This window comes from Citrobacter sp. CK199, assembly GCF_030333285.1.
GTDB classification, from domain to species: domain Bacteria; phylum Pseudomonadota; class Gammaproteobacteria; order Enterobacterales; family Enterobacteriaceae; genus Citrobacter_B; species Citrobacter_B koseri.
Genome location: NZ_JAOWGF010000026.1, coordinates 440,634 through 466,653, shown reverse-complemented (window position 1 = coordinate 466,653; position 26,020 = coordinate 440,634). Strand labels below are relative to the sequence as shown.

The 26,020-nt window shown below is 53.2% G+C and carries 25 protein-coding genes, 1 other RNA gene and 2 pseudogenes; 15 read left to right on the top strand and 13 right to left on the bottom strand.

The window, feature by feature from the left end:
• Positions 1 to 166: 166 nt before the first annotated feature.
• From garL to OGX75_RS21315, 14 genes and pseudogenes are all read left to right on the top strand, one after another.
• The gene (gene garL / locus OGX75_RS13280) at positions 167 to 937 is read left to right on the top strand and encodes a 2-dehydro-3-deoxyglucarate aldolase (protein ID WP_153258545.1); all 771 of its coding nucleotides are present in this window, start codon (positions 167 to 169) and stop codon (positions 935 to 937) included.
• 28 nt (positions 938 to 965) lie between these two features.
• Positions 966 to 1,856: a 2-hydroxy-3-oxopropionate reductase gene (gene garR, locus OGX75_RS13275; RefSeq protein WP_153257885.1), complete on the top strand. Its 891-nt coding sequence runs from the start codon at positions 966 to 968 to the stop codon at positions 1,854 to 1,856.
• A gap of 96 nt (positions 1,857 to 1,952) precedes the next feature.
• A complete protein-coding gene (gene garK / locus OGX75_RS13270) occupies positions 1,953 to 3,098 on the top strand; it encodes a glycerate 2-kinase (protein WP_047461065.1) in 1,146 nt (381 codons plus the stop codon).
• A 32-nt stretch (positions 3,099 to 3,130) separates the two neighbouring features.
• An RNA gene (rnpB, locus tag OGX75_RS13265) (RNase P RNA component class A) lies at positions 3,131 to 3,509 on the top strand.
• A gap of 795 nt (positions 3,510 to 4,304) precedes the next feature.
• Positions 4,305 to 5,243 (top strand): transcriptional regulator TdcA, encoded by a 939-nt coding sequence (tdcA, locus tag OGX75_RS13260; protein ID WP_047461068.1) that lies wholly within the window; start codon positions 4,305 to 4,307, stop codon positions 5,241 to 5,243.
• Between the two features lie 103 nt (positions 5,244 to 5,346).
• Positions 5,347 to 6,336, top strand: a complete 990-nt coding sequence (gene tdcB / locus OGX75_RS13255) for a bifunctional threonine ammonia-lyase/L-serine ammonia-lyase TdcB (RefSeq protein WP_012135254.1) — start codon at positions 5,347 to 5,349, stop codon at positions 6,334 to 6,336.
• 34 nt (positions 6,337 to 6,370) lie between these two features.
• The gene (gene tdcC, locus OGX75_RS13250; RefSeq protein ID WP_012135253.1) at positions 6,371 to 7,702 is read left to right on the top strand and encodes a threonine/serine transporter TdcC; all 1,332 of its coding nucleotides are present in this window, start codon (positions 6,371 to 6,373) and stop codon (positions 7,700 to 7,702) included.
• Between the two features lie 31 nt (positions 7,703 to 7,733).
• On the top strand, positions 7,734 to 8,942 hold the full coding sequence (gene tdcD, locus OGX75_RS13245; protein WP_024130974.1) for a propionate kinase: 1,209 nt from the start codon (positions 7,734 to 7,736) through the stop codon (positions 8,940 to 8,942).
• A 32-nt stretch (positions 8,943 to 8,974) separates the two neighbouring features.
• A complete protein-coding gene (gene pflB / locus OGX75_RS13240; protein ID WP_012135251.1) occupies positions 8,975 to 11,269 on the top strand; it encodes a formate C-acetyltransferase in 2,295 nt (764 codons plus the stop codon).
• A gap of 13 nt (positions 11,270 to 11,282) precedes the next feature.
• Positions 11,283 to 11,678, top strand: a complete 396-nt coding sequence (locus OGX75_RS13235; protein ID WP_153257884.1) for an enamine/imine deaminase — start codon at positions 11,283 to 11,285, stop codon at positions 11,676 to 11,678.
• 100 nt (positions 11,679 to 11,778) lie between these two features.
• Entirely contained in the window at positions 11,779 to 13,143 is a 1,365-nt protein-coding gene (tdcG, locus tag OGX75_RS13230; RefSeq protein WP_200073985.1) for an L-serine ammonia-lyase, read from the top strand.
• Positions 13,144 to 13,524: 381 nt separating this feature from the next.
• Entirely contained in the window at positions 13,525 to 14,856 is a 1,332-nt protein-coding gene (locus OGX75_RS13225) for an SLC5/6 family protein (RefSeq protein WP_047461077.1), read from the top strand.
• 25 nt (positions 14,857 to 14,881) lie between these two features.
• Positions 14,882 to 16,192: an L-cysteine desulfidase family protein gene (locus OGX75_RS13220; RefSeq protein ID WP_286451100.1), complete on the top strand. Its 1,311-nt coding sequence runs from the start codon at positions 14,882 to 14,884 to the stop codon at positions 16,190 to 16,192.
• Between the two features lie 76 nt (positions 16,193 to 16,268).
• A pseudogene (locus tag OGX75_RS21315) lies at positions 16,269 to 16,406 on the top strand (hypothetical protein); the annotation flags it as partial.
• A 32-nt stretch (positions 16,407 to 16,438) separates the two neighbouring features.
• Here the strand turns inward: OGX75_RS21315 and OGX75_RS13215 are convergent.
• Positions 16,439 to 16,603, bottom strand: coding sequence for a protein YhaL (locus tag OGX75_RS13215; protein ID WP_047463896.1), 165 nt, complete (start codon positions 16,601 to 16,603; stop codon positions 16,439 to 16,441).
• Positions 16,604 to 16,629: 26 nt separating this feature from the next.
• Positions 16,630 to 17,331: a pirin family protein gene (locus tag OGX75_RS13210; protein ID WP_219936544.1), complete on the bottom strand. Its 702-nt coding sequence runs from the start codon at positions 17,329 to 17,331 to the stop codon at positions 16,630 to 16,632.
• A gap of 104 nt (positions 17,332 to 17,435) precedes the next feature.
• On the opposite strand from OGX75_RS13210, the gene yhaJ reads away from it, so the two are divergent.
• Positions 17,436 to 18,332 carry a DNA-binding transcriptional regulator YhaJ gene (yhaJ, locus tag OGX75_RS13205; protein ID WP_012135243.1) on the top strand — a complete coding sequence of 299 codons (897 nt, stop codon included), beginning with the start codon at positions 17,436 to 17,438 and terminating at the stop codon, positions 18,330 to 18,332.
• A gap of 89 nt (positions 18,333 to 18,421) precedes the next feature.
• Here the strand turns inward: yhaJ and OGX75_RS13200 are convergent, their stop codons facing one another.
• The 11 genes and pseudogenes from OGX75_RS13200 to OGX75_RS13150 form a co-directional block, all read right to left on the bottom strand.
• Positions 18,422 to 18,787: a DUF805 domain-containing protein gene (locus OGX75_RS13200; protein WP_012135242.1), complete on the bottom strand. Its 366-nt coding sequence runs from the start codon at positions 18,785 to 18,787 to the stop codon at positions 18,422 to 18,424.
• A 158-nt stretch (positions 18,788 to 18,945) separates the two neighbouring features.
• Entirely contained in the window at positions 18,946 to 19,941 is a 996-nt protein-coding gene (locus OGX75_RS13195) for a glutathione S-transferase family protein (RefSeq protein WP_049010352.1), read from the bottom strand.
• Positions 19,942 to 20,009: 68 nt separating this feature from the next.
• The gene (locus OGX75_RS13190) at positions 20,010 to 20,402 is read right to left on the bottom strand and encodes a DoxX family protein (RefSeq protein WP_012135240.1); all 393 of its coding nucleotides are present in this window, start codon (positions 20,400 to 20,402) and stop codon (positions 20,010 to 20,012) included.
• Between the two features lie 277 nt (positions 20,403 to 20,679).
• Complete coding sequence (locus OGX75_RS13185) at positions 20,680 to 20,979, bottom strand: YqjK-like family protein (protein WP_012135239.1); 300 nt, start codon at positions 20,977 to 20,979, stop codon at positions 20,680 to 20,682.
• A pseudogene (locus tag OGX75_RS13180) lies at positions 20,969 to 21,374 on the bottom strand (phage holin family protein). The gene OGX75_RS13185 and the pseudogene OGX75_RS13180 overlap by 11 nt, the downstream one beginning before the upstream one ends.
• 2 nt (positions 21,375 to 21,376) lie before the next feature.
• Positions 21,377 to 21,682 carry an ElaB/YgaM/YqjD family protein gene (locus OGX75_RS13175; protein WP_012135237.1) on the bottom strand — a complete coding sequence of 102 codons (306 nt, stop codon included), beginning with the start codon at positions 21,680 to 21,682 and terminating at the stop codon, positions 21,377 to 21,379.
• 41 nt (positions 21,683 to 21,723) lie between these two features.
• Positions 21,724 to 22,092, bottom strand: a complete 369-nt coding sequence (locus tag OGX75_RS13170) for a DUF1090 domain-containing protein (protein ID WP_049010354.1) — start codon at positions 22,090 to 22,092, stop codon at positions 21,724 to 21,726.
• 147 nt (positions 22,093 to 22,239) lie between these two features.
• Entirely contained in the window at positions 22,240 to 22,623 is a 384-nt protein-coding gene (gene mzrA, locus OGX75_RS13165; RefSeq protein WP_047461090.1) for an EnvZ/OmpR regulon moderator MzrA, read from the bottom strand.
• 3 nt (positions 22,624 to 22,626) lie between these two features.
• Positions 22,627 to 23,289 (bottom strand): DedA family general envelope maintenance protein YqjA, encoded by a 663-nt coding sequence (yqjA, locus tag OGX75_RS13160; protein WP_012135234.1) that lies wholly within the window; start codon positions 23,287 to 23,289, stop codon positions 22,627 to 22,629.
• A 349-nt stretch (positions 23,290 to 23,638) separates the two neighbouring features.
• Positions 23,639 to 24,415, bottom strand: a complete 777-nt coding sequence (gene exuR, locus OGX75_RS13155) for a transcriptional regulator ExuR (RefSeq protein WP_012135233.1) — start codon at positions 24,413 to 24,415, stop codon at positions 23,639 to 23,641.
• A 142-nt stretch (positions 24,416 to 24,557) separates the two neighbouring features.
• Positions 24,558 to 25,859, bottom strand: coding sequence for an MFS transporter (locus OGX75_RS13150; protein ID WP_047463898.1), 1,302 nt, complete (start codon positions 25,857 to 25,859; stop codon positions 24,558 to 24,560).
• Positions 25,860 to 26,020: the final 161 nt, after the last annotated feature.

The window sequence follows — 26,020 nt, the reverse complement described above, 5'->3', positions numbered from 1 at the left end:
AAAATTGAGCAATACAACAATGTTTAGCGGCGTAAGTATGATTATACTGATTCACGACTTTCATTATCCGCTATCGATAAAATATCAGCGTAATTCCTTAGATGAGCAAATCGAAATATCTCCCGGAATTGCGGAAATAAATAATGATTCATCCAGGGTATAAATGATGAGTAACGATATCTTCCCGAACAAATTTAAAGCTGCGCTGGCAGCGCAACGCATTCAGATCGGCTGTTGGTCCGCGCTGGCAAACCCCATCAGTACGGAAGTGTTAGGGCTGGCAGGTTTTGACTGGCTGGTGCTGGATGGCGAACATGCGCCGAACGATATCTCAACTTTTATTCCACAACTGATGGCGTTGAAAGGCAGCGCCAGCGCGCCGGTGGTACGGGTGCCGACGAACGAGCCGGTCATTATTAAGCGTCTGCTGGATATCGGTTTCTATAACTTCCTGATCCCGTTTGTCGAGACGGAAGAAGAAGCCGTTCGCGCCGTGGCCTCGACGCGTTATCCGCCGGAAGGCATCCGTGGGGTCTCCGTTTCCCATCGCGCCAATATGTTTGGCACCGTGCCGGATTACTTTGCCCAGTCAAATAAGAACATCACCATTCTGGTGCAGATCGAAAGCCAGCAGGGGGTGGATAACGTTGATGTTATCGCGGCCACTGAAGGCGTTGACGGTATTTTTGTCGGCCCAAGCGATCTGGCTGCGGCGTTAGGTCATCTCGGCAACGCCTCTCACCCGGAAGTACAGAAAACCATTCAGCATATCTTTGCCCGCGCCAAAGCCCACGGTAAACCGTGCGGCATTCTGGCGCCGGTCGAAGCCGACGCGCGCCGCTATCTGGAATGGGGCGCGACGTTCGTTGCCGTGGGGAGCGATTTGGGCGTGTTCCGCTCCGCCACGCAAAAGCTGGCTGACGCCTTTAAGAAATAGCCACCACTGAAACAAGAGAGAGAAGATTATGACGATGAAAGTAGGTTTCATTGGCCTGGGCATCATGGGTAAACCAATGAGCAAAAACCTCCTCAAAGCCGGTTACTCGCTGGTGGTTTCTGACCGTAACCCTGATGCGATTGCCGAAGTTATTGCCGCAGGCGCAGAAACCGCAACCACGGCAAAAGCCGTTGCCGAACAGTGCGATGTGATTATCACCATGCTGCCGAACTCGCCGCATGTGAAAGAAGTGGCGCTGGGTGAAGGCGGCATTATTGAAGGCGCGAAGCCAGGCACCGTTTTGATCGATATGAGCTCTATCGCTCCGCTGGCAAGCCGTGAAATCAGCGACGCGCTGAAAGCAAAAGGTATCGATATGCTGGATGCGCCGGTAAGCGGCGGCGAGCCGAAAGCGATCGACGGCACGCTGTCGGTGATGGTTGGCGGCGATAAAGTGATTTTCGATAAATATTACGATCTGCTAAAAGCAATGGCCGGTTCCGTGGTGCATACCGGTGATATCGGCGCGGGCAACGTGACCAAACTGGCTAACCAGGTGATTGTCGCGCTGAACATCGCAGCCATGTCTGAAGCGCTGACGCTGGCGACCAAAGCGGGGGTGAACCCGGATCTGGTGTATCAGGCGATTCGCGGCGGTCTGGCGGGTAGCACCGTGCTGGATGCGAAAGCGCCGATGGTGATGGAACGGAATTTCAAACCGGGCTTTCGCATCGATCTGCATATTAAAGATCTGGCGAATGCGCTGGACACCTCTCATGGCGTAGGCGCGCAACTGCCGCTGACCGCTGCCGTGATGGAAATGATGCAGGCGCTACGTGCCGATGGTCTGGGCACGGCCGACCATAGCGCCCTGGCCTGCTACTACGAAAAACTGGCGAAAGTGGAAATCGCTCGCTAATGACGTCATGCCCGGTCGCGCGCGGCGGTCCGGGCCTATGACCCTGGCCGGATAAGTGAAACGCCATCCGGCGTTGTGCAGTAACAGGCTACAACTATGAAAATCGTAATCGCCCCAGACTCTTATAAAGAAAGCCTTTCTGCCGCTGAAGTTGCGCAGGCGATAGAAAAAGGATTCCGGGAAATTTTTCCCGATGCGCAGTATGTTTCTATTCCGGTCGCTGACGGCGGAGAGGGAACGGTCGAAGCCATGATTGCCGCCACGCATGGAACGCAGTATACCGCTTTTGTGACGGGGCCGCTGGGGGAGACCGTCATGGCCAACTGGGGCATGTCCGGGGACGGCAGTACCGCGTTTATTGAAATGGCGGCGGCCAGCGGGCTGGCGCTGGTTCCGCCAGAAAAGCGTAATCCGTTGATTACTACGTCGCGCGGCACCGGAGAGCTGATCCTGCATGCGCTGGAGCACGGCGCCAGAAGCATTATCATCGGCATTGGCGGCAGCGCGACCAATGACGGCGGCGCGGGCATGGTGCAGGCGCTGGGTGCCCGATTAACGGATGCGAACGGTACTGAAATTGGGAACGGCGGCGGCAGCCTGAACAGCCTGAATTCGATTGATGTCTCTGGTCTCGATCCGCGTTTAAAAACGTGTGCTATCCGGGTGGCCTGCGATGTGACCAATCCACTGACGGGCGAAAATGGCGCGTCGCGAATCTTTGGGCCGCAGAAAGGCGCGACCGAAAAGCTCATTCATGAACTGGACGGCAATCTTGCTCATTATGCCGACATGATTAAAAAGTCGCTGCGCGTGGATGTGGAAAATGTCCCCGGCGCGGGCGCGGCTGGCGGGATGGGGGCGGCCTTAATGGCTTTCCTCGGCGCAGAGTTGCGCAGCGGCATTGAGATAGTCACCACGGCGCTCAATCTGGAAGAACACATCCACGACTGCGCGTTAGTCGTCACCGGCGAAGGGCGCATCGACAGCCAGAGTATTCACGGCAAAGTACCGATAGGCGTCGCCAGTGTGGCGAAAAAGTATCATAAGCCAGTGATTGGGATCGCGGGGAGTCTGACGCATGATGTGGGAGTGGTGCATCAGCATGGCATTGATGCCGTGTTCAGCGTGCTTACCCGCATTGGCACGCTGGATGAAGCCTTTCGCGGCGCGTTTGATAATATCTACCGCGCCTCGCGAAACATCGCCGCAACGCTGGCGATAGGAATGCGCAGTGCAGGGTGACAATGGCGTGCAAACCCTCTATACTGCGCGCCGAAGCTGACCAGACAGTCGCCGCTTCGTCGTCGTCCCTTTCGGGGGAGACGGGCGGAGGGGAGGAAAGTCCGGGCTCCATAGGGCAGGGTGCCAGGTAACGCCTGGGGGGCGCAAGCCCACGACCAGTGCAACAGAGAGCAAACCGCCGATGGCCCGCGCAAGCGGGATCAGGTAAGGGTGAAAGGGTGCGGTAAGAGCGCACCGCGCGGCTGGTAACAGTTCGCGGCACGGTAAACTCCACCCGGAGCAAGGCCAAATAGGGGTTCATAAGGTACGGCCCGTACTGAACCCGGGTAGGCTGCTTGAGCCAGTGAGCGATTGCTGGCCTAGATGAATGACTGTCCACGACAGAACCCGGCTTATCGGTCAGTTTCACCTCTTCATGTAAAAACCCGCTTCGGCGGGTTTTTACTTTCATAGCGTTTGGGTTTCCCGGTACTGCCTGATGGCGCTGCGCTTATCAGGCCTGTGGCAGAGCGCTTTGGTAGGCCGGATAAGACGCGTGAGCGTCGCCATCCGGCGGATTCCCCGCAGAAGGTGCCCGATCTCGCTGCGTAACATAATTTCCCCGCCAAAAGATATTTCTTGTTCTGTGACCACTAACACAAAACGCTGTGTGGTGATTTTTTAACCGGATAAAAGATTGGCTGTTGATCGCTATCACAAAATTACGCGCTACAAAAATTGACAATCACAGTGTTAATATATTGTTGGTAATGATAATGACGTGTATTAAATGAATTAAATATTCGTGTGTGTAATGTTTTTTTACAAACAAATAAGAAGAAAAAATGTGATATGCCACAATCTTTAATCCCAATAAGGGCGTAATTGTACTTATTTTTGATTAATTGTCCGTTAAATTTAAACGTAAATCTGCGTGTTAATTATGCGATAATTGATTGAATTATCGTCTTTCCCGAATTTGTAAAATAGCGAATGAAACGCATATGTTATCGCCATAAAATATTGTTATCCCCTCATGATTTTTTGACAAAAATCATGATAAAGTGCAGTCTGATTCTTTCAACTTATTGATAATAAATGGTTTATTTTTTAAAAAATAAGCTTACAAAATGTAAGGTCAGTTAATTTGTGAGTAGTCGCACATAACCATGTAACCTTTATTTGGTACACTTCATGCCGTCAACAAAGTAATTAGTGCAGGTCGATATGAATACTATTCTTCTCCCTAAAACACAGCACTTGGTGGTCTTTCAGGAAGTCATTAGAAGTGGTTCTATCGGTTCTGCCGCAAAAGAGTTAGGGTTAACTCAGCCTGCTGTAAGTAAAATCATCAATGATGTTGAGGCCTATTTTGGCGTTGAGTTAATCGTTCGCAAAAATACCGGTGTCACGTTAACCAGCGCAGGTCAGGTGCTGCTTACCTGGTCTGAATCCATCACCCGTGAAATGAAAAACATGGTGAACGAGATGAACAGCATGACCTGCAACACGGTGGTCGACGTTTCGTTTGGTTTTCCTTCGTTGATTGGCTTTACCTTTATGTCTGACATGATTCATAAATTTAAAGAGGTGTTCCCAAAAGCGCAGGTGTCGATGTATGAAGCGCAGCTCTCCTCGTTCCTGCCCGCGATTCGCGACGGACGCCTGGATTTCGCTATCGGCACACTCAGTGATGAGATGAAACTACAGGATCTACACGTGGAGCCGCTTTTTGAGTCAGAGTTTGTCCTGGTGGCCAGTAAGTCCCGAACATGCACCGGCATCACCACACTGGAATCGTTGCAGAACGAACAGTGGGTGTTGCCACAAACGAATATGGGCTACTACAGCGAACTCCTCACCACGTTACAAAGAAATGGCATCAGCAGTGAAAACATCGTTAAAACAGATTCCGTTGTCACTATTTATAATCTTGTTCTCAATGCTGATTTTCTGACCGTCATTCCCTGCGATATGACATCTCCATTCGGTTCAAACCAGTTTATTACGATTCCAGTAGAGGAAGATTTACCGGTCGCGCGTTATGCCGCGATCTGGTCTAAAAATTATCGGATTAAAAAAGCAGCATCGGTTTTGGTGGAATTAGCCAAAGAATATTCATCTTATAATGGTTGCAGACGAAAGCAATTAATAGAAATTAAGTAACGGATTAAATTTAATTTAATCAAAAACTGATGCCATCTGTCTGAATATCAGACGTTGGTACTGACTATTTATTTTACCTTAATACCCAGGTTAAGAGGTTATAATGCATATTACATACGATCTCCCGGTTGCGATTGAAGATATCCTCGAAGCGAAAAAAAGACTTGCGGGGAAAATTTATAAAACAGGTATGCCGCGCTCTAACTATTTCAGCGAGCGCTGCAAAGGCGAAATATTCCTTAAGTTCGAAAATATGCAACGCACGGGCTCTTTTAAAATCCGCGGTGCGTTTAACAAACTCAGTTCATTAACGGAAGAAGAAAAACGTAAAGGCGTGGTGGCTTGCTCTGCCGGTAACCATGCGCAAGGGGTGTCTCTCTCCTGCGCGATGCTCGGTATCGACGGCAAAGTCGTGATGCCGAAAGGCGCGCCGAAGTCCAAAGTGGCGGCCACCTGCGACTACTCCGCTGAAGTGGTGCTGCACGGTGACAACTTCAACGATACCATCGCCAAAGTGAGCGAAATTGTTGAGACTGAAGGCCGCATTTTTATTCCACCTTATGACGATCCGAAAGTGATTGCCGGGCAGGGAACGATTGGCCTGGAAATTATGGAAGATCTGTATGATGTCGATAACGTCATTGTACCAATTGGCGGCGGCGGTCTGATTGCCGGTGTCGCGATTGCTATAAAATCCATTAACCCGACAATTAAAGTTATTGGCGTACAGTCCGAAAACGTACACGGCATGGCGGCATCTTATCATGCAGGAGAAATAACCACTCACCGAACGACCGGCACCCTGGCGGATGGTTGTGATGTTTCTCGCCCGGGTAATTTAACGTATGAGATTGTTCGTGAATTAGTGGATGACATTGTCCTGGTCAGCGAAGATGAAATTCGTAACAGCATGATTGCATTAATTCAGCGCAATAAAGTCGTCACTGAAGGCGCTGGCGCACTGGCATGTGCCGCATTATTAAGCGGGAAATTAGATAGCTATATCCAGAACAGAAAAACGGTCAGCATTATTTCTGGCGGCAATATCGATCTTTCTCGTGTATCGCAAATTACGGGCTTAGTTGACGCTTAAACCCGGCTATTAATCTTTTCGTTGAGGATAGGATATGAGTACTACTGATAGCATTGTATCCAGCCAGACAAAACAGTCGTCCTGGCGTAAATCGGACACCACATGGACACTGGGACTATTTGGTACTGCCATCGGCGCCGGGGTGTTGTTCTTCCCTATTCGCGCAGGCTTTGGCGGGCTGATCCCGATTCTTTTGATGCTGGTGTTGGCCTACCCCATCGCGTTTTACTGCCACCGTGCGCTGGCGCGCCTGTGTCTTTCCGGTTCTAACCCTTCCGGCAACATCACAGAAACGGTAGAAGAGCACTTTGGTAAAACAGGCGGCGTGGTCATCACGTTCCTGTACTTCTTCGCTATCTGTCCGCTGCTGTGGATTTATGGCGTAACCATTACCAACACCTTTATGACCTTCTGGGAAAACCAGTTGCAGATGCCGGCGCTTAACCGTGGCTTTGTGGCGCTGTTCCTGCTGCTGCTGATGGCTTTCGTTATCTGGTTTGGTAAAGACCTGATGGTTAAAGTGATGAGCTACCTGGTATGGCCGTTCATTGCCAGCCTGGTGCTGATCTCTCTGTCGCTGATCCCTTACTGGAACTCTGCGGTTATCGATCAGGTGGATCTCAGCAATATCGCGTTAACCGGGCATGACGGCATTCTGGTTACCGTGTGGCTGGGTATCTCCATCATGGTGTTCTCCTTTAACTTCTCGCCTATCGTCTCTTCTTTCGTGGTTTCCAAACGTGAAGAGTATGAGAAAGACTTTGGTCGTGAATTTACCGAGCGTAAATGTTCGCAGATCATCTCCCGCGCCAGCATGCTGATGGTGGCCGTGGTGATGTTCTTCGCCTTCAGCTGCCTGTTCACGCTCTCTCCGGCCAACATGGCGGATGCGAAAGCGCAGAACATTCCGGTGCTCTCATATCTGGCGAACCACTTTGCGTCGCTGTCTGGCACTAAATCAACGTTTGCTACGGTTCTGGAGTACGGGGCTTCCATCATCGCACTGGTCGCTATCTTCAAATCGTTCTTCGGTCACTATCTGGGCACGCTGGAAGGCCTGAACGGTCTGGTGCTGAAGTTTGGTTACAAAGGCGATAAAACCAAAGTTTCACTGGGCAAACTCAACACCATCAGCATGATCTTCATCATGGGTTCCACCTGGGTTGTGGCATACGCCAACCCGAACATCCTGGACCTGATTGAAGCAATGGGTGCGCCGATCATTGCCTCGCTGCTCTGCCTGTTGCCGATGTACGCCATCCGTAAAGCGCCGTCACTGGCGAAATACCGTGGTCGTCTGGATAACGTGTTTGTGACCGTGATTGGTCTGCTGACCATCCTGAATATCGTGTACAAACTGTTCTAATCCTTTAGCTCAGGATGAGCGGAGTAGTGAAATGAATGAATTTCCGGTAGTTCTGGTGATTAACTGTGGATCGTCTTCCATTAAGTTTTCAGTACTGGATGCAACCCATTGCGATGTGTTAATGGCAGGAATTGCGGACGGTATTAATTCTGAAGATGCGTTTTTATCCGTAAATGGAGGAGAGCCAGCTAAGCTGGCTCACCACAGCTACGAAGGCGCATTAAAGGCGATTGCGTTTGAACTGGAAAAACGTAATTTAATCGACAGCGTGGCCTTAATTGGCCACCGTATTGCCCACGGCGGAAATATCTTTACAGCATCAGCCATTATTACGGATGAAGTTATCGAGAATATCCGCCGGGTTTCTCCTTTAGCGCCGTTACATAATTACGCCAATTTAAGCGGAATTGAATCGGCGCAGCATCTTTTCCCGGGCGTACAGCAGGTGGCGGTATTTGATACCAGCTTCCATCAAACGATGGCGCCTGAAGCGTATTTGTACGGCTTGCCGTGGAAATATTTTGAGGAGTTGGGCGTCCGGCGCTATGGCTTTCATGGCACCTCGCACCGCTATGTCTCGCAGCGTGCGCATGACCTTCTTGCGCTACAGGAAGAGGACTCGGGTCTGGTTGTCGCGCATCTGGGCAATGGCGCTTCTATCTGTGCCGTTCGTAACGGTCAAAGCGTTGATACCTCTATGGGGATGACCCCGCTGGAAGGGCTGATGATGGGCACCCGCAGCGGCGATGTGGACTTCGGCGCGATGGCGTGGATTGCCAGCGAAACCAACCAGACGCTGGGCGATATGGAACGCGTGGTGAATAAAGAGTCTGGTTTGCTGGGGATTTCCGGTCTGTCATCTGACTTACGTGTGCTGGAAAAAGCCTGGCATGAAGGGCATGAACGTGCGCAACTGGCGATTAAAACCTTTGTGCACCGTATTGCCCGCCACATTGCCGGGCATGCCGCATCGTTACACCGTCTGGACGGTATTATTTTTACCGGGGGGATTGGCGAAAACTCCGTGTTAATTCGCCGTCTGGTCATTGAACATTTGGCTGTTCTGGGCGTGAAATTAGATCACGAGATGAATAGCCTGCCTAATTCTCACGGTGAAAGAATTATCTCCAGCAAAGACACCAACGTTATTTGTGCCGTCATTCCAACGAATGAAGAAAAAATGATTGCCCTCGACGCTATTCATTTAGGCAAAGTTAACGCACCTGTGGAATTTGCATAATTTATTGTTGTTCTGTAGAGAGACTATTTTTCATGAAGGTAAATATCGATACCAGCGATATGCTGTATGCCGAAGCCTGGCTTGGCTTTAAAGGTACGGACTGGAAAGAAGAAATTAATGTCCGTGATTTTATTCAGCACAACTATACACCCTATGAGGGAGATGAATCCTTCCTCGCGGAAGCCACGCCTGCGACTACCGCATTGTGGGAAAAAGTTATGGCGGGTATTCGTATTGAAAACTCGACGCATGCGCCAGTCGATTTCGATACCAATATTGCGACCACCATTACTGCCCATGACGCGGGTTATATTGAGCAGGAGCTGGAAAAAATCGTCGGTTTGCAAACCGATAAGCCACTCAAGCGCGCGCTGCATCCGTTTGGCGGCATCAACATGATCAAAAGCTCATTCCAGGCGTATGGTCGTGAAATGGATGCTGATTTTGAATATCAGTTTACCGAGCTGCGTAAAACCCATAACCAGGGTGTATTCGACGCGTATTCGCCGGATATGCTGCGCTGCCGTAAATCCGGGGTGCTGACCGGCTTACCGGATGGCTACGGCCGTGGGCGCATTATCGGCGACTATCGCCGCGTTGCGCTGTACGGTATCCGTTATCTGGTGCGCGAGCGTGAATTGCAGTTTGCCGATCTCCAGTCAAATCTGGAGTGGGGGCAGAACCTTGAAGCGACGATTCGCCTGCGTGAAGAGCTGGCCGAACACCGCCGTGCGCTGCTGCAAATGCAGGAAATGGCCGCCAAATACGGTTGCGATATCTCCCGTCCGGCGCGTAACGCGCAGGAAGCCGTCCAGTGGCTTTACTTCGCCTATCTGGCAGCGGTGAAATCGCAGAACGGCGGCGCAATGTCGCTGGGCCGTACCGCGTCGTTCCTCGACATCTACATTGAGCGAGACTTCAAGGCCGGGATCTTAACGGAAGAACAGGCGCAGGAACTGATCGACCACTTCATCATGAAGATCCGTATGGTGCGCTTCCTGCGCACGCCGGAATTTGACACGCTGTTCTCCGGCGATCCGATTTGGGCAACCGAAGTGATTGGCGGTATGGGGCTGGATGGCCGCACGCTGGTGACCAAAAACTCCTTCCGCTATCTGCATACCCTGCACACGATGGGGCCTGCGCCAGAGCCGAACCTGACCGTGCTGTGGTCAGAAGCGCTGCCGGTCGCCTTTAAAAAGTATGCGGCACAGGTGTCGATCGTCACTTCATCTTTGCAGTATGAAAATGACGATCTGATGCGCGCTGACTTTGACAGCGATGATTACGCCATTGCCTGCTGCGTCAGCCCAATGGTCATCGGTAAGCAGATGCAGTTCTTCGGCGCCCGCGCCAACCTCGCTAAAACGCTGCTGTATGCAATCAACGGCGGTGTGGATGAGAAGCTGAAAATCCAGGTTGGGCCGAAAACGGCGCCATTAATGGATGACGTGCTGGATTACGACACGGTGATGGAGAGCCTTGACCACTTCATGGACTGGCTGGCGGTGCAGTACATCAGCGCGCTGAATATCATCCACTACATGCACGACAAGTACAGCTACGAAGCGTCGCTGATGGCGTTGCACGATCGTGACGTTTATCGCACGATGGCATGCGGCATCGCGGGGCTGTCCGTGGCGACGGATTCGCTGTCCGCCATCAAGTACGCGAAGGTGAAACCGGTGCGTGACCATAACGGGCTGGCAGTCGATTTTGTCATCGAAGGCGAATATCCGCAGTACGGCAACAACGACGAGCGCGTGGACAGCATTGCCTGCGATCTGGTTGAACGCTTTATGAAGAAAATTAAAGTGTTGCCAACCTACCGCAACGCGGTGCCGACGCAGTCCATTCTGACCATCACCTCGAACGTGGTATACGGCCAGAAAACCGGGAACACGCCGGATGGACGTCGTGGCGGTACGCCGTTCGCGCCGGGTGCGAACCCGATGCACGGCCGTGACCGTAAAGGCGCTGTCGCTTCGCTGACTTCCGTCGCGAAACTGCCGTTCACCTATGCCAAAGACGGGATTTCCTACACCTTCTCCATTGTGCCTGCGGCGTTGGGCAAAGATGACGGCGTGCGGAAAACCAATCTGGTCGGCCTGCTGGACGGATACTTCCATCATGAAGCGCATGTGGAAGGCGGCCAGCACCTGAACGTCAACGTGATGAACCGTGAAATGCTGCTGGACGCCATCGAGCACCCGGAAAGCTATCCGAACCTGACGATCCGCGTGTCCGGCTACGCCGTGCGCTTTAATGCGCTCACCCGCGAGCAACAGCAGGATGTGATTTCACGTACCTTTACCCAGGCGATATAACGCCGGAGGCGCTATGAGAAAGATTATTGCCACCCAACATGCACCGGGGGCCATCGGCCCCTACGTACAGGGTGTGGATTTGGGCTGTATGGTGCTGACCTCAGGTCAGATCCCGGTATGCCCGCAAACGGGCGAGGTCGCGGAAAATGTCGTCGATCAGGCGCGTCAGAGCCTGGAAAACGTCAAAGCGATTGTGGAAGCTGCGGGCCTGAAAGTGGGCGATATCGTGAAGACCACTGTGTTCATTACCGATCTGAACGATTTCACCACCATCAACGAGGTGTATCAGCAGTTCTTTGATGAGCATCAGGCGACTTACCCTACGCGCAGCTGTGTGCAGGTCGCCCGTTTGCCGAAGGATGTGAAGCTGGAGATTGAAGCTATCGCGGTGCGTGGCGATACGCTGTAACCCCCTGCGGGGCGATCGTCAGGATCGCCCCGATCCCAAAAACGAGTGTGAAACTATTTGATGTCTGGTCTCCACTGAACGGCAATCCGAGGTTCTGGATATGATTAGCGCATTCGATATTTTTAAGATTGGCATTGGACCTTCCAGCTCCCATACCGTAGGGCCGATGAATGCAGGAAAATGTTTTATCGATCAACTGACCAGCAAGGGTGATTTACTCCGCACGACGCGTATTACGGTTGATCTGTATGGATCGTTATCGCTGACCGGGAAAGGTCATGCGACGGATACCGCCATCATGATGGGGCTGGCAGGCAACAGCCCGCAAAACGTGAATATCGACGCGATTCCCACCTTTATTGAAGACGTAACGCGCAGTGGACGCCTGCCGGTGGCCGAGGGAGCGCACGTTGTTGATTTCCCGGTAGCAGACAGCATTCTCTTTCACGCCGAAACGCTACCGCGCCATGAAAACGGGATGCGTATTACGGCATGGAACGGGCAAGAGACGCTGTTGAGCAAAACCTATTACTCCATCGGCGGCGGGTTTATCGTCGAAGAGGAGCGTTTCGGGCAGGCGCATGATGTCGAAACGCCTGTGCCTTATGATTTTCACTCGGCCAGCGAACTGCTGAAACTGTGTGAGCGAAACGGGCTTTCGGTCTCTGGCCTGATGATGCAAAACGAGCTGGCGCTGCGCAGCAAAGAGGAGATTGACGCCGGATTCGCGCGCATCTGGGATGTGATGCTCGCCGGGATTGAACGCGGTATGAACACCGAGGGCGTACTGCCGGGGCCGCTGAATGTGCCGCGTCGCGCCGTTGCGTTAAGGCGTCTGCTGGTCTCCAGCGACAGCCTCTCCAGCGACCCGATGAACGTTATCGACTGGATCAACATGTTTGCGCTGGCCGTCAGCGAAGAGAACGCGGCAGGAGGACGGGTCGTAACGGCGCCAACTAACGGCGCATGCGGCATTATTCCTGCTGTACTGGCCTATTATGATAAGTTCCGCCGTCCGGTGAATGCCAACTCGATTGCCCGCTATCTGCTGGCTGCGGGCGCGATTGGCGCGCTGTATAAGATGAATGCGTCTATCTCCGGTGCGGAAGTGGGTTGTCAGGGGGAAGTTGGCGTCGCCTGCTCGATGGCTGCGGCAGGGCTGACGGAACTGCTGGGCGGTAGTCCATCGCAGGTTTGCATTGCGGCGGAAATCGCGATGGAGCACAACCTGGGATTGACCTGCGATCCGGTGGCCGGGCAGGTGCAAATTCCTTGCATTGAACGTAACGCGATTAATGCGGTAAAAGCGGTGAATGCGGCGCGAATGGCGCTGCGGCGGACGTCTGAGCCACGGGTGTCGCTCGATAAAGTGATCGAGACGATGTATGAAACCGGCAAGGATATGAACGATAAGTACCGCGAGACTTCGCGCGGTGGGCTGGCGATTAAGGTCGTTTGTACCTGAGGTGAATAGCCGTGCCTGATGGCGCTGCGCTTATCAGGCCTACGGTTTACGTACGTTTGCAGGCCGGAGAAGGCGCAAGCGCCGCCATCCGGCAATGAACTAATCAACATGGCATGATAAAAAAGGTGCACTTTAGTGCACCTTTTTTGTTGTGATCTGCTTCAAGGATAGAAATTTAATTCTTTATTTGGCCGTAAAAGAGAAAATATTTCTTAACTTTTAGAAATTACAGGGGTTTGTTTGTGAAGTTTTTCTCTGATCCTGCGCGTATGATTTCCTCACTACTCCAATAACTCGCCTGCGCACGATGTACCGCGTATCGCCTTGATGCGGCACGGAAAAATAATAAAAAACTCTACCTACATATTAAGCGAGAACGTAATGGAAACGGCAACGAATAACAGCGTAATACTCGACGTATCAGCTCCGGCGCGCCGGGCAGGGATGACCGAAAGCGAATGGCGCGAAGCCATTAAATTCGACAGCACCGACACGGGCTGGGTCATCATGAGTATTGGTATGGCGATCGGCGCGGGGATTGTTTTTCTCCCGGTGCAGGTCGGTTTAATGGGGCTGTGGGTCTTTTTACTCTCCTCTATTATCGGCTATCCCGCGATGTATCTGTTCCAGCGCCTGTTCATCAACACGCTGGCGGAGTCCCCGGAATGTAAAGACTACCCGAGCGTCATCAGCGGCTATCTGGGGAAAAACTGGGGCATCCTGTTAGGCGCACTCTACTTTGTGATGCTGGTGATCTGGATGTTTGTCTACTCCACCGCCATCACTAACGACAGCGCCTCTTATCTGCACACCTTTGGCGTCACGGAAGGTTTGCTCTCCGACAGCCCGTTTTATGGACTGGTGCTGATTTGCATTCTGGTGGCGATCTCGTCACGCGGCGAGCAGCTTCTGTTCAAGATTTCGACCGGCATGGTGCTGACTAAACTGCTGGTGGTCGCGGCACTCGGCGTCTCAATGATCGGGATGTGGCATTTGTACAACATTGGCGCGCTGCCGCCGATGGCGCTGTTGATTAAAAACGCCATCATCACCTTGCCGTTTACGCTGACCTCTATCCTGTTTATCCAGACCTTGAGTCCGATGGTGATCTCTTATCGTTCACGCGAAAAATCCATTGAGGTCGCACGGCATAAAGCGCTGCGCGCCATGAACATCGCGTTCGGCATTCTGTTTGTTACCGTCTTTTTCTACGCGGTCTCTTTCACCCTGGCGATGGGGCATGACGAAGCGGTCAAAGCCTACGAGCAGAACATCTCTGCACTGGCGATCGCCGCGCAGTTTATTAGCGGCGCGGGTGCGGGCTGGGTGAAAGTGGTCAGTGTGATCCTGAATATCTTTGCCGTTATGACCGCGTTCTTCGGCGTTTACTTAGGCTTTCGCGAAGCGACTCAGGGAATTGTGATGAACCTGCTGCGCCGCAGAATGCCTGTCGAGAAGATTAACGAACGCTTCGTGCAGCGCGGCATTATGGTTTTCGCCATCTTACTGGCCTGGAGCGCCATTGTGCTGAATGCGCCGGTGCTGAGTTTCACCTCTATCTGTAGCCCGATCTTCGGCATGGTGGGATGTTTGATCCCGGCCTGGCTGGTCTACAAAGTTCCTGCACTGCACAAATACAAGGGCGCGTCTCTGTATCTGATTATCGTCACGGGTTTGCTGCTGTGCGTTTCTCCGTTCCTGGCATTTGCTTGATCTTCCTGAAAGTAAGGTTGTTGTTATGTTTGAGTCTACAGAAAATCCGTTATGGCAGCGTTTTATCCTCGCAGTACAAGAAGAGGTAAAACCGGCACTGGGATGTACGGAACCTGTCTCTCTGGCGCTGGCGGCGGCAGTTGCCGCGGCTGAACTTGACGGCGAAGTTGAACGCGTTGACGCGTGGGTCTCGCCGAACCTGATGAAGAATGGCCTGGGTGTCACCGTGCCGGGCACCGGGATGGTTGGGCTTCCCATTGCGGCAGCGCTGGGGGCGCTTGGCGGCGATGCCAGCGCGGGGCTGGAAGTGTTGAAAAACGCCTCTTCGGGGGCGATTGCGGATGCGAAAGCGATGCTGGCTGCCGGGAAGGTGTCGGTGATGTTGCAGGATCCATGCGACGACATCCTCTTCTCACGCGCTAAAGTGTACAGCGGCGATGCGTGGGCCTGCGTAACGATCGTCGGCGGGCACACCAATATCGTGCGCATTGAAACTCACACTGGAGTGATCTTTACGCAGACCGAAAGCGTGCAGGGGGAGGCGCAAGAATCGCCGCTGTCGGTCTTATCAAAGACCTCGCTGGAAGAGATTCTGGCGTTTGTGAATGCGGTGCCGTTTGCGTCAATCCGCTTTATTCTGGAGGCCGCCAGACTGAACGGCGCGCTGTCGCAGGAAGGATTGCGCGGCACCTGGGGGCTGCATATCGGGGCGACGTTGCAAAAGCAGTGCGCACGCGGTCTGCTGGCGGACGATCTGTCAACGGCGATCCTGATTCGCACCAGCGCAGCCTCGGATGCGCGGATGGGCGGCGCGACGCTGCCAGCCATGAGTAACTCCGGCTCCGGCAATCAGGGGATCACCGCGACGGTTCCCGTAATGGTGGTGGCGGAGCATGTGGGGGCGGATGACGAACGTCTGGCGCGCGCCCTGATGCTCTCGCACCTGAGCGCGATCTACATTCACCATCAGCTTCCACGCCTGTCAGCGCTCTGTGCGGCGACCACGGCGGCAATGGGGGCGGCGGCAGGAATGGCGTGGCTGATGGATGGCCGCTATAACACGATTGCGATGGCGATCAGCAGTATGATCGGCGACGTGAGCGGGATGATATGCGACGGCGCATCGAATAGCTGTGCGATGAAGGTATCGACCAGTGCGTCTGCGGCCTGGAAAGCGGTGTTAATGGCGCTGGATGATACGGCGGTAACTGGCAACGAAGGGATTGTGGCGCATAACGTCGAGCAATCTATTTCGAATTTGTGCGCGTTGGCCTGTCATGCAATGCAGCAAACCGACCGTCAGGTTATCGAAATTATGGCCAGTAAGGCGCATTAACCCGGTGGCGCGGGTTTGCCTGATGGCGCTGCGCTTATCAGGCCTACGGTAACTTGTGTTTGTAGGCCGGATAAGGCGTTTACGCCGCCATCCGGCATTACGTTTATCGGTAATCAGAAGCCGCCTTTTCAGTTTGCCTGATGGCGCTGCGCTTATCAGGCCTACGGTAACTTGTGTTTGTAGGCCGGATAAGGCGTTTACGCCGCCATCCGGCATTGCGTTTGTCGATAATCAGAAGCCGCCTTTTCAGGCGGCTTCATCTTCTTCCGCTAACCGGATCTCTGCATCCGCGACGATCGCTTCCAGTTCGGTTAGCATCTCCTCGTAGCCAAATTTCCCGGGCGCGTTTGCCGCATCCTGTGCTGCGGGTTGGGTTACGGATTGATGCTTTTTAGCCGATTTTTTGCTCACAGTCATAACTCCCTTATTTTTTCTGACTACACAGGCAAATCTATCAGTAAAGCGCGCAATGGCGTGTCGGCAACTAACGTTATGTTAGCTTCATCACGAATAAATGCGCCGTCGCCGCAGGTAAGCGCTTCTCGCTCCTCGTTATGCGTTACCGCATGAAACGTACCGTGAATCGACTGCAAATAGGCGCGTGGGCCATGCAGTTGAAAGCTCAGCGACTCGCCTTTTTTCAGCGCAATATGGTGCACCCAGACCTGCTGGCGTAATTGCAGGCTGTCCTGTTCTCCATCCGGGGAGGCGAGGAGTTGCTGTTTGCTCGCGGTTAGCGTGGTTTTCTGTACCAACGGGTTTTCCCGCTCAGGACAGGCGTCCAGCCATAGCTGCATCCTGGTAAGCGACTTATCTTTACTGAGGTTATGCTCGCTATAGCTAATGCCCGGCTGCGTGGCGAGCAGCAGGGCTTCGCCCGCTTTCGCCTGGACATGATTGCCTTCGCTGTCGCGATATTCCGCTTCGCCTTCCAGAATCAGGTTTAAAATATCCACCTTCGGGTAGGTGCGCGGCTGGAAGGAGGCGCCCGGCGCCAGCACTTCCTGGTTGAGTACGCGCAGGGAGGCATAGCCCAGCAGTTTAGGGTCGAAGTAGTGTCCAAAGGAGAAGGTATAACGGGCCTGCAACCATCCGTAGTCTGCCTGTCCGCACTGTTTGGCTGTTCGGGTAGTAATCATAATTCTTGACCTCTCTTTACTTCCTTTTATGTTAAGGGGCTGGACGCTGCATTGTTAGCCAGATATTCTGCCCGGTATGTTCAAATTTCCTGAATGAGAACGATATGGCCAAAGAAAGGGCGTTAACACTGGAAGCGTTACGCGTCATGGACGCAATAGATCGACGCGGGAGCTTCGCGGCGGCGGCAGATGAGTTAGGTCGCGTACCATCCGCGCTCAGCTACACCATGCAAAAACTGGAAGAGGAGCTGGATGTGGTGTTGTTTGACCGTTCCGGCCATCGGACAAAATTCACCAACGTGGGGCGTATGCTGCTGGAACGCGGGCGCGTATTGCTGGAAGCGGCAGACAAGCTGACCACCGATGCCGAAGCGCTGGCGCGCGGTTGGGAAACGCACCTGACGCTGGTGACAGAAGCGCTGGTGCCGACCTCAGCCTTCTTCCCGCTGATTGACCGACTGGCCGCGAAAGCCAACACCCAGCTTTCGGTGATCACGGAAGTGCTGGCGGGCGCCTGGGAGCGTCTGGAGCAGGGGAGGGCCGATATTGTGATTGCACCGGATATGCATTTCCGCTCGTCGTCAGAAATTAACTCCCGCAAGCTGTATACGCTGATGAACGTCTACGTGGCGGCGCCGGACCATCCGATTCATCAGGAGCCGGAGCCGTTGTCTGAAGTGACCCGCGTGAAATATCGTGGTGTGGCGGTGGCGGATACCGCCCGCGAGCGACCGGTATTGACCGTGCAGCTGCTGGACAAACAGCCGCGCCTGACGGTGAGTACCATTGAAGACAAACGTCAGGCTTTGCTGGCCGGGCTGGGCGTCGCGACCATGCCGTATCCGCTGGTCGAACAGGATATTGCACAAGGAAGACTGCGGGTCGTCAGCCCGGAATCGACCAGTGAAATTGATATTATTATGGCCTGGCGACGCGACAGCATGGGCGAGGCGAAAGCCTGGTGCCTGCGGGAAATCCCGAAACTGTTTGCCAGCAGATAAGAGCGCAAGCCCGGTTTAGCCGGATGGCGGTGCAGGCGCTCGCGTAGGCCTGATAAGCGCAGCGCCATCAGGCATCTACCGGCTTCACTTCAGGGCAGAATTTTAGGGTCCTGCCCGAAGCGGTTTTCGCCTGGCGTACCGTTCTGGCAGTTAAAGAGGATGATGACCAGCCAGCCAATAACAGGGATGAGGAGCAGCAACAGCCACCATGCGGAACGATCGGTATCATGCAACCGACGGAACTGTACTGCCCACCACGGTAAGAAAATCAGAATGCCATAAATGGTTGTCAGCACGCCTTCGCCCCCGGCGCGTTGCCAGCCGAACATCTTGTCCAGCACGCCCAACACAAACGTAAAAATGACGTTGACCAGAATAAACATCCAGTACTCTTTACGACGCGCGCGGCCGCCAAAGCCGATATAGTTCTTCAATACTTTTAAATACCAGTCCATTTTCGCCTCAACATACGGTCAATCACTTGTTTTTAAATAAGAATAGCCGTGAATGGAATGGTGGTAAATATTCGAATGATTAATGTGTTTAATGCACCGGGCGGGTAAGGCGAGTCAGCGCCGCCATCAGGCTGTTTTCTGGTGGCGGCGTAAGGGGATTATCCCGCTTTTGCAAAGCGGACGTCGCGCCCGTGAGGCTCATTGAGATCCTGCAACGGGCCGATGGAGATAATCCCCGTCGGGTTGATGGTTTTGTGGCTACGGAAGTAGTGGTTACGGATATGGTCGAAGTTGACGGTTTCCGCAATACCGGGCATCTGCCAGATATCGCGCAGGAAACCATAAAGATTCAGGTAATCGCTGATGCGGTATTTGTCGCACTTGAAGTGCGTAACGTAAACCTGGTCAAAACGCACCAGCGTGGTCCACAGGCGAATGTCCGCCTCGGTTAACTGGTCGCCGGTCAGGTAACGGTGCTGCCCCAGAATTTGCTCCAGACGCGCCAGTGACTCGAACACTTTCTCTACGGCTTCATCATAGGCCTGCTGGCTGGTGGCAAACCCGGCTTTGTACACGCCGTTGTTGACGTTGTCATAAATCCAGCTATTGAGCTCGTCAATTTTTCCGCGCAGGGCTGTCGGGTAGTAATCCCCGGCTTTGGCGCCCAGCGCATCGAATGCGGTATTGAACATGCGAATGATTTCCGCCGATTCATTACTGACGATGGTGTGATTCTTTTTATCCCACAATACCGGTACGGTGACGCGACCGCTGTAGTGCGGATCGGCATGCAGATAGAGTTGATACAGAAACTCGTGTTGATACAGCGTATCACCGGTTGCCGCCGGGAAATTATCATCAAACGTCCAGCCATTCTCCAGCATCAGCGGATTCACAACAGAAACGGAGATAAACGGTTCCAGCCCCTTGAGCTTACGCAGGATCAGCGTGCGATGCGCCCACGGGCAGGCAAGTGAAACATACAGGTGATAGCGATCTTTTTCGGCGGCAAAGCCCCCTTCGCCAGTCGGGCCCGGCGCGCCATCAGCGGTGAGCCAGTTACGGAAAGCCGATACAGAACGTTGAAATTTCCCCCCCGTAGACTTGGTGTCATACCAGGTGTCATGCCATACGCCGTCAATCAGTTGTCCCATTTTCTCTCTCCTCCAGATAGCAAAAACGAGGAGAATATCCCCTCGTTTTTTGATTCAGTATAGCGTGCTTACCACTTTTTATTCAGGACGCGGTCGATGCTGAATGCGCCCGGCCCTGTGATGGCCAGCAGCAGGAAACCGCCTGCGATGGTCAGGTTTTTCATGAACATCAGTGAGTTCACGCCTTCCGCAAAGTTGCTGTGGAAGATGAACGCGGTCAGCAGGGTAAAGCCTGCGGTAAACAGCGCCGTTGTACGGGTCAGGAAACCGAACAGAATCGCCAGACCGCCGCCAAACTCAAGCAGGATAGTCAGCGGTAACAGGAACCCCGGAACCCCCATCGCTTCCATGTATTGTTGGGTACCCGCATAACCGGTGATTTTTCCCCAACCTGCGGTGATAAACAGAATGGGCATCAGAATGCGCGCTACCAGTACACCAACATCTTCTAATTTTTTCATTTTACTCTCCAGGGAACCACTCAGGCTGCTGATTTCATTTTTTGTGCAATCACGCGGAATGTCGCGTCGTTGCGGTTGATGGAGAGAATCATAAACGTGACATGTAACAATTGTTAGCAAGGAAAACTGTCAATAATTTTCAAAAATTTTGAGTGACAGGGCACAGATTGCCGGATGGCGGTGTAAACACCTTATTGGATCAACAATAATACGTAGGCTCGATAAGCGTAGCGCCATCGGGCGTTATGCCGGATGGCGAGGAGGAAGGGGGCAGGGATCAGCCGCGCAGTTGCTGTTTTCGGATCGTGCTTTTGACCAGCCGCCAGGCGCTCCAGATGCCAAAACCGCGTTTTGCCCAGCGCACCAGCAGATTCGGGTGGCGAATTGTCCAGATAGCCATAACGCTGCTGCCGACCAGCGCCCAGGAACGCAGGCTGATCAGCGTGTTCCAGCCGCGATCCCAGCTGTCCGTCGCTTCCAGCCAGTCGCGACGACCGGCTGAAAGGTCCAGCCTTTGCTGCTGGATTTGGCTGAGCAGCAACGCCTTACGCTTTTGACGTTCGACTTTACTGCTCACGGCTTGTCATCCTCCAGAATTTGCCGGTCGTTAGCCAGTTCATGACGCGTATGGCGTAACAGCGTTGACTGGCGGGCTTTGTGTAACGTCCAGAGTCCGCCGATCAGCGCCAGAACCAGCAACACAACGGTGGTGGCGATCATTGCATTGAGGCGATACTGAGGGTCAACCACCCAGATGATAAGCACCATCAGGCTCATCAGACCGAACGCCGCGAAAAGCATGGTCAGCCCCAGCATCAGCAGAAGCTGAAAGAGATTCGCTTTTTCCTCTTCCAGTTCCACAACCGCCAGTCGCAGCCGGGTTTCTACCATCTCAACAAGGATAGTGACAATCCGCTGCCCGATGCCCAGAACGCTTTTGCCTGGCCCCTGCGCGTGATGAGAATCCGCCATAATTAACGACGCGTCAGCAGTACGCCCAGCACCACACCAACGGCTGCGCCAATGCCGACGCCCGTCCACGGGTTCTCGCGTACATAGTCGTCAGCCCGCGCTGCGGCTTCGCGGGTTTGTTTGGCAATCGCATCGCCGGTTTCGCCCAGACGGTTGCGGCTTTCTTTCAGCGCGCGCTCGGCTTTGCTACGAATCTTACTCAACTCTTCTTTCGACTTATCGCCAGAGGAGCTAAGCACCTCTTCGAGCGTATCAGCCAGGGATTTCAACTCAGCGCGCAGATGTTCCGTAGTGTTATCTTTCGACATAGTTTTCTCCAGGTGAGTGAGTCGTTAACGTTTGATTTGACTTAGTAGTCGCGTGCCTCAAGCTTTTTCAGGTCATCCTGAGCTTCAGCCAGCTTGCGTTCACGTTTCGCAATTTTATCCGCATCGCCTTTTTGTTTTGCTTCGACCAGATCACGCTGACGTTCAGCAATCTCATCTTTTTGTTTTGCGATCTTTTTCTGATGGTCAGCACGCAGTTTACTGTCGGTGCAGTTTGCTCTGAGTTCGCTGAGCGCTTTATTCAAACCATTAATGCGGTTCTGGTTGTTGTGCTTTTCGGCGTAGCTAATTTCCTTCTGTATATCCTGCTCTTTTTCCTGACAGAGGGTATTGGCATAGCTGCCTGCACTGAGCGTGAAAAGGGTAATGGCGAAAGCGATGCGGTATTTCATTCTTGAACCTTCCATTGTGATTCGAACCCGTTACCGGGGGACGATGATCCAGGTTATAACACGGCGGACAATAAGTCCGCCTTATTAATCATAGTCAGTAAACGGCGAAATCACCAAAGTGGGTGATATGATTCGGATTCCTGGAAATTAACCGAAGCGATGTGGGTTATCCCGTAAGCGGGTCAACCACTGTACGGCCTGGCTGTCGCCGTTCTGTTGGGCGATGATATAGCCATGCGGCAACGTTCTGTCCAGCACGGCCTTAGCCGCCGCGCTTTGCGCGCTGGAGTCAAACGTAATAAGCAGCGCGTCATTTTGTGGCGTGATGCTTTTGAAGCGAATGCCGTTAGCGTCCAGATGATGCCAGATGGAAAAGCCGTCCGGCATACTGACGCCCTGATGGATGGCGCGAATGGCCAGCGTGGATTCCTGCTGGCGAATGGTCGACCAGACGAGAAAAAGCACGCTCATCAGCACGAGAAAAGAGGTTGTCCAGGCCAGTTGTCGAAGCGTTATGCGTGGTTTCACCATACTCTATCCCCGATTTCCGTATTTCTTTTTCCAGAGCACCACCAGCGAACCCGCCAGCCCAAAGACCAGCAGCACCACCGGCAGCAGCATCAGACATGACATCAGTTGGTCTTCGTACTTCAGGAATACAGGCGTTTTGCCCAGTAAGTAACCCAGCGAGGTCAGGATCAGGACCCACAACAACCCGCTCATCCAGTTAAAGAATTGAAAGCGCGCGTTATTAAGGCCGGACAGACCCGCGATAGTGGGTAACAAGGTACGAACGAAAGCGATAAAACGGCCAATTAACAGCGCGGACAGGCCATGTTTATGGAACAAATGATGGGCGCGCTGATGATAATGCGCGGGCAGATGCGACAGCCAGTTTTGTACAATACGCGTGTTGCCCAGCCATCGCCCCTGAATATAACTGACCCAGCAGCCCAGGCTGGCGGCCACGGTTAACAGCAGGAGCGTTTGCGGAAACCCCATTGCGCCTTTGGCGATAAGTACGCCGACCAGCACCAGCAAACTGTCACCAGGTAAAAAGGCGGCAGGAAGCAACCCATTTTCCAGGAACAAAATCATAAATAGTACGAAATAAAGCATGCCAATCATGGAAGGGTTGGCGAGTGTTTCAAAATCCTGAGCCCACAGGGCATTCAGTAATTGAGTCAGTAGTTCCATTCAGTATTCCTGGAGAATCGGTTAACGTCACGCCGGTTTTTTGAGTTTGCAATACCGCAACATTATTCATTTTTTACTTGGGTTGCGGACGGGCGCAAAATCGCGGCCTGAACCATTCCTTGTTAAGTTGTGAAGTAAGCAAGCACTAACACACAAAAATTCAAAATGCATCTAATTGTAACAAAGGTCGACGTAGTCCGTTATAGAAATCGCACGTCGTTAAAATATGATTTTGCTTATCACAAAGGTGGGTGGCGAGAGGATTTACACAGGCTGACACTTTATATCTTACGCTTACTGAGCGGCGTCGCAGACAGGCGCCCTGATGCGCCTGCCAGCGTAAGATTGTCTATTTTGCCCCGTTAGCGGCGGTGTCCAAATGAACAACGGGATTTTCAGCAAAAAGATAGCGGTCGGCGTTAAATTCGAAATCGTCGCTGGTTTCGTTAAACAGCATCTGTTTGGTGTTCTCCAGATGCTGCCACATTGCCAGTTTCGCGGCATGAGGATCTTTGCGAATCAGCGCCTTGAGAATATGGTCATGATCGTCGCACCAGTTATCGACGGTGCGTGAATCAATATGATCGTGCAGTTTTTTCCAGTACGGGTTATGTACGCGCTGAGTCCACATTTTTTCGACAATGGCGGCCAGCGCGGTATTTTGCGTCGCCAGCGCGACCTGCACATGGAACTGGAGATCCCATTCGGAGTCGCGGAAACATTTTTCGTTACGCGCTTTCTCCTGGATTTCCATCAGCTTCATGATGTCCTGTTTCGTCACCTGCGTGGCGGCAAACTCGGCAATATTGCTTTCTATCAACTGGCGCGCCTGGAGAAGTTCGAACGGGCCATAATTGGCGAACTCAAGGTTTTCATCCGGGGCGACATAATATTTCGGTTGATTTGAAATAACGTGGATGCCGGAACCTTTGCGGACTTCTACGTAGCCTTCGACCTCCAGCATGATAATCGCTTCACGAACCACCGTACGGCTGACGTTTTTCTCATCGGCAATAAAGCGTTCGGCAGGGAGTTTATCGCCCACAAGGTAGACGCCCTGTTCGATGCGCTCTTTCAGGTCAGCAGCAAGTTGTTGATACAAACGTCGTGGTTCGGTGATTTCCATATGCGCTCCAGGCATAAGACGGCAGACTATATTTGTTATACCACTTTTGCGAGGCTGGCTCCACTTGTACCGTTGAAAAAGCCGCCTGTTTAACAGGCGGCTTTGGATGAGTAAACCTTGTTGGATGATGGCGCAGGTCAGGTCAACTTTGCGTTGCGGGGTGATTGACCTGCGACCCTGGCCCCGCCTCGCTGGCCGGTTTGTTTTGCAGCACCGTCCAGATAACCAGCGCGCCGAGCAGGTCGAACACCGCCAGTACCGCGAACAGCGGGCTGAAGCCGATGGTGTCAGCCAGCGCGCCGACCACCAGAGCAAACAATGTGCTCGCCAGCCAGGCGGACATCCCGGTCAGGCCATTCGCGGTAGCCACTTCATTACGGCCAAAGACGTCAGAAGAGAGCGTAATCAGCGCGCCGGACAGCGCCTGGTGAGCGAAACCGCCGATGCAAAGCAGCATGATGGCGATATACGGGCTGGTGAACAGACCGATCATGCCTGGGCCAATCATCAGCAGCGCGCCCAGGGTAACGACCATTTTACGGGAGACGATCAGGTTTACACCGAACCAGCGCTGGAACAGCGGCGGCAGATAACCGCCGATGATGCAGCCTAAGTCGGCAAACAGCATGGGCATCCAGGCGAACATGGCGATCTCTTTCAGGTTAAAGCCGTACACTTTAAACATGAACAGCGGGATCCAGGCGTTGAAGGTCCCCCATGCCGGTTCCGCCAGGAAACGTGGCAGGGCGATACCCCAGAACTGGCGGTTACGCAGGATCTGCGCGAGAGACATTTTCTTCGCAGTATTGTCTTTGTGCTGCGCTTCCTGACCGCCAATGATGTAGTCGCGTTCTGCATCCGTCAGCTTTTTCTGGTCGCGCGGGTGTTTATAGAACACCAGCCAGGCCATTGCCCAGATGAAGCTCAGCACGCCGGAAATAATAAACGCCATCTGCCAGCTGTGCATCACGATAGCCCAGACGACCAGCGGAGGCGCAATCATCGCGCCGATGGAAGAGCCGACGTTAAAGTAGCCGACCGCAATAGAGCGTTCTTTTGCCGGGAACCATTCAGAGCTGGCTTTCAGGCCCGCCGGGATCATCGCGGCTTCAGCAGCGCCGACCGCGCCGCGCGCCAGCGCCAGGCCGCCCCAGCTTCCAGCCAGTGCGGTTGCGCCGCAGAATACGGCCCACAGAACGGCGAACATGGCGTAACCCACCTTCGTACCGAGAACATCCAGTACGTAACCGGCTACGGGTTGCATGACAGTGTAAGCAGCAGAATAGGCTGCGATGATATAGGAATACTGTTGTGTGGAGATGTGTAACTCTTCCATCAGCGTTGGCGCAGCCGCCGCCACAGTGTTACGCGTCAGATAGCCCAGCACGGTGCCTAATGTCACCAGTGCAATCATATACCAACGTAACCCTTTAATTTTACGCATGTAAAACCTCATCGTTTTGTTATTTCCGCAACAATCGCGGTTATCTTCCTGCGCTGAGCGGGGAAGTTATTGACGACGGGATAACCGAAAAAAAGCCGGTACGCCCCGAACGTTGCCATGAGTCATCGTGCTAATTCGGTTTCCGTACCGGTCAATTCGAT

What these genes read in the sequence shown, in the direction of transcription:
- garL (WP_153258545.1), top strand. Translation starts at nt 167, where the DNA reads ATGAGTAACGATATCTTCCCGAACAAATTTAAAGCTGCGCTGGCAGCG.
- garR (WP_153257885.1), top strand. Translation starts at nt 966, where the DNA reads ATGACGATGAAAGTAGGTTTCATTGGCCTGGGCATCATGGGTAAACCA.
- garK (WP_047461065.1), top strand. Translation starts at nt 1,953, where the DNA reads ATGAAAATCGTAATCGCCCCAGACTCTTATAAAGAAAGCCTTTCTGCC.
- tdcA (WP_047461068.1), top strand. Translation starts at nt 4,305, where the DNA reads ATGAATACTATTCTTCTCCCTAAAACACAGCACTTGGTGGTCTTTCAG.
- tdcB (WP_012135254.1), top strand. Translation starts at nt 5,347, where the DNA reads ATGCATATTACATACGATCTCCCGGTTGCGATTGAAGATATCCTCGAA.
- tdcC (WP_012135253.1), top strand. Translation starts at nt 6,371, where the DNA reads ATGAGTACTACTGATAGCATTGTATCCAGCCAGACAAAACAGTCGTCC.
- tdcD (WP_024130974.1), top strand. Translation starts at nt 7,734, where the DNA reads ATGAATGAATTTCCGGTAGTTCTGGTGATTAACTGTGGATCGTCTTCC.
- pflB (WP_012135251.1), top strand. Translation starts at nt 8,975, where the DNA reads ATGAAGGTAAATATCGATACCAGCGATATGCTGTATGCCGAAGCCTGG.
- OGX75_RS13235 (WP_153257884.1), top strand. Translation starts at nt 11,283, where the DNA reads ATGAGAAAGATTATTGCCACCCAACATGCACCGGGGGCCATCGGCCCC.
- tdcG (WP_200073985.1), top strand. Translation starts at nt 11,779, where the DNA reads ATGATTAGCGCATTCGATATTTTTAAGATTGGCATTGGACCTTCCAGC.
- OGX75_RS13225 (WP_047461077.1), top strand. Translation starts at nt 13,525, where the DNA reads ATGGAAACGGCAACGAATAACAGCGTAATACTCGACGTATCAGCTCCG.
- OGX75_RS13220 (WP_286451100.1), top strand. Translation starts at nt 14,882, where the DNA reads ATGTTTGAGTCTACAGAAAATCCGTTATGGCAGCGTTTTATCCTCGCA.
- OGX75_RS13210 (WP_219936544.1), bottom strand. Translation starts at nt 17,331, where the DNA reads ATGATTACTACCCGAACAGCCAAACAGTGCGGACAGGCAGACTACGGA.
- yhaJ (WP_012135243.1), top strand. Translation starts at nt 17,436, where the DNA reads ATGGCCAAAGAAAGGGCGTTAACACTGGAAGCGTTACGCGTCATGGAC.
- OGX75_RS13200 (WP_012135242.1), bottom strand. Translation starts at nt 18,787, where the DNA reads ATGGACTGGTATTTAAAAGTATTGAAGAACTATATCGGCTTTGGCGGC.
- OGX75_RS13195 (WP_049010352.1), bottom strand. Translation starts at nt 19,941, where the DNA reads ATGGGACAACTGATTGACGGCGTATGGCATGACACCTGGTATGACACC.
- OGX75_RS13190 (WP_012135240.1), bottom strand. Translation starts at nt 20,402, where the DNA reads ATGAAAAAATTAGAAGATGTTGGTGTACTGGTAGCGCGCATTCTGATG.
- OGX75_RS13175 (WP_012135237.1), bottom strand. Translation starts at nt 21,682, where the DNA reads ATGTCGAAAGATAACACTACGGAACATCTGCGCGCTGAGTTGAAATCC.
- OGX75_RS13170 (WP_049010354.1), bottom strand. Translation starts at nt 22,092, where the DNA reads ATGAAATACCGCATCGCTTTCGCCATTACCCTTTTCACGCTCAGTGCA.
- mzrA (WP_047461090.1), bottom strand. Translation starts at nt 22,623, where the DNA reads ATGGTGAAACCACGCATAACGCTTCGACAACTGGCCTGGACAACCTCT.
- yqjA (WP_012135234.1), bottom strand. Translation starts at nt 23,289, where the DNA reads ATGGAACTACTGACTCAATTACTGAATGCCCTGTGGGCTCAGGATTTT.
- exuR (WP_012135233.1), bottom strand. Translation starts at nt 24,415, where the DNA reads ATGGAAATCACCGAACCACGACGTTTGTATCAACAACTTGCTGCTGAC.
- OGX75_RS13150 (WP_047463898.1), bottom strand. Translation starts at nt 25,859, where the DNA reads ATGCGTAAAATTAAAGGGTTACGTTGGTATATGATTGCACTGGTGACA.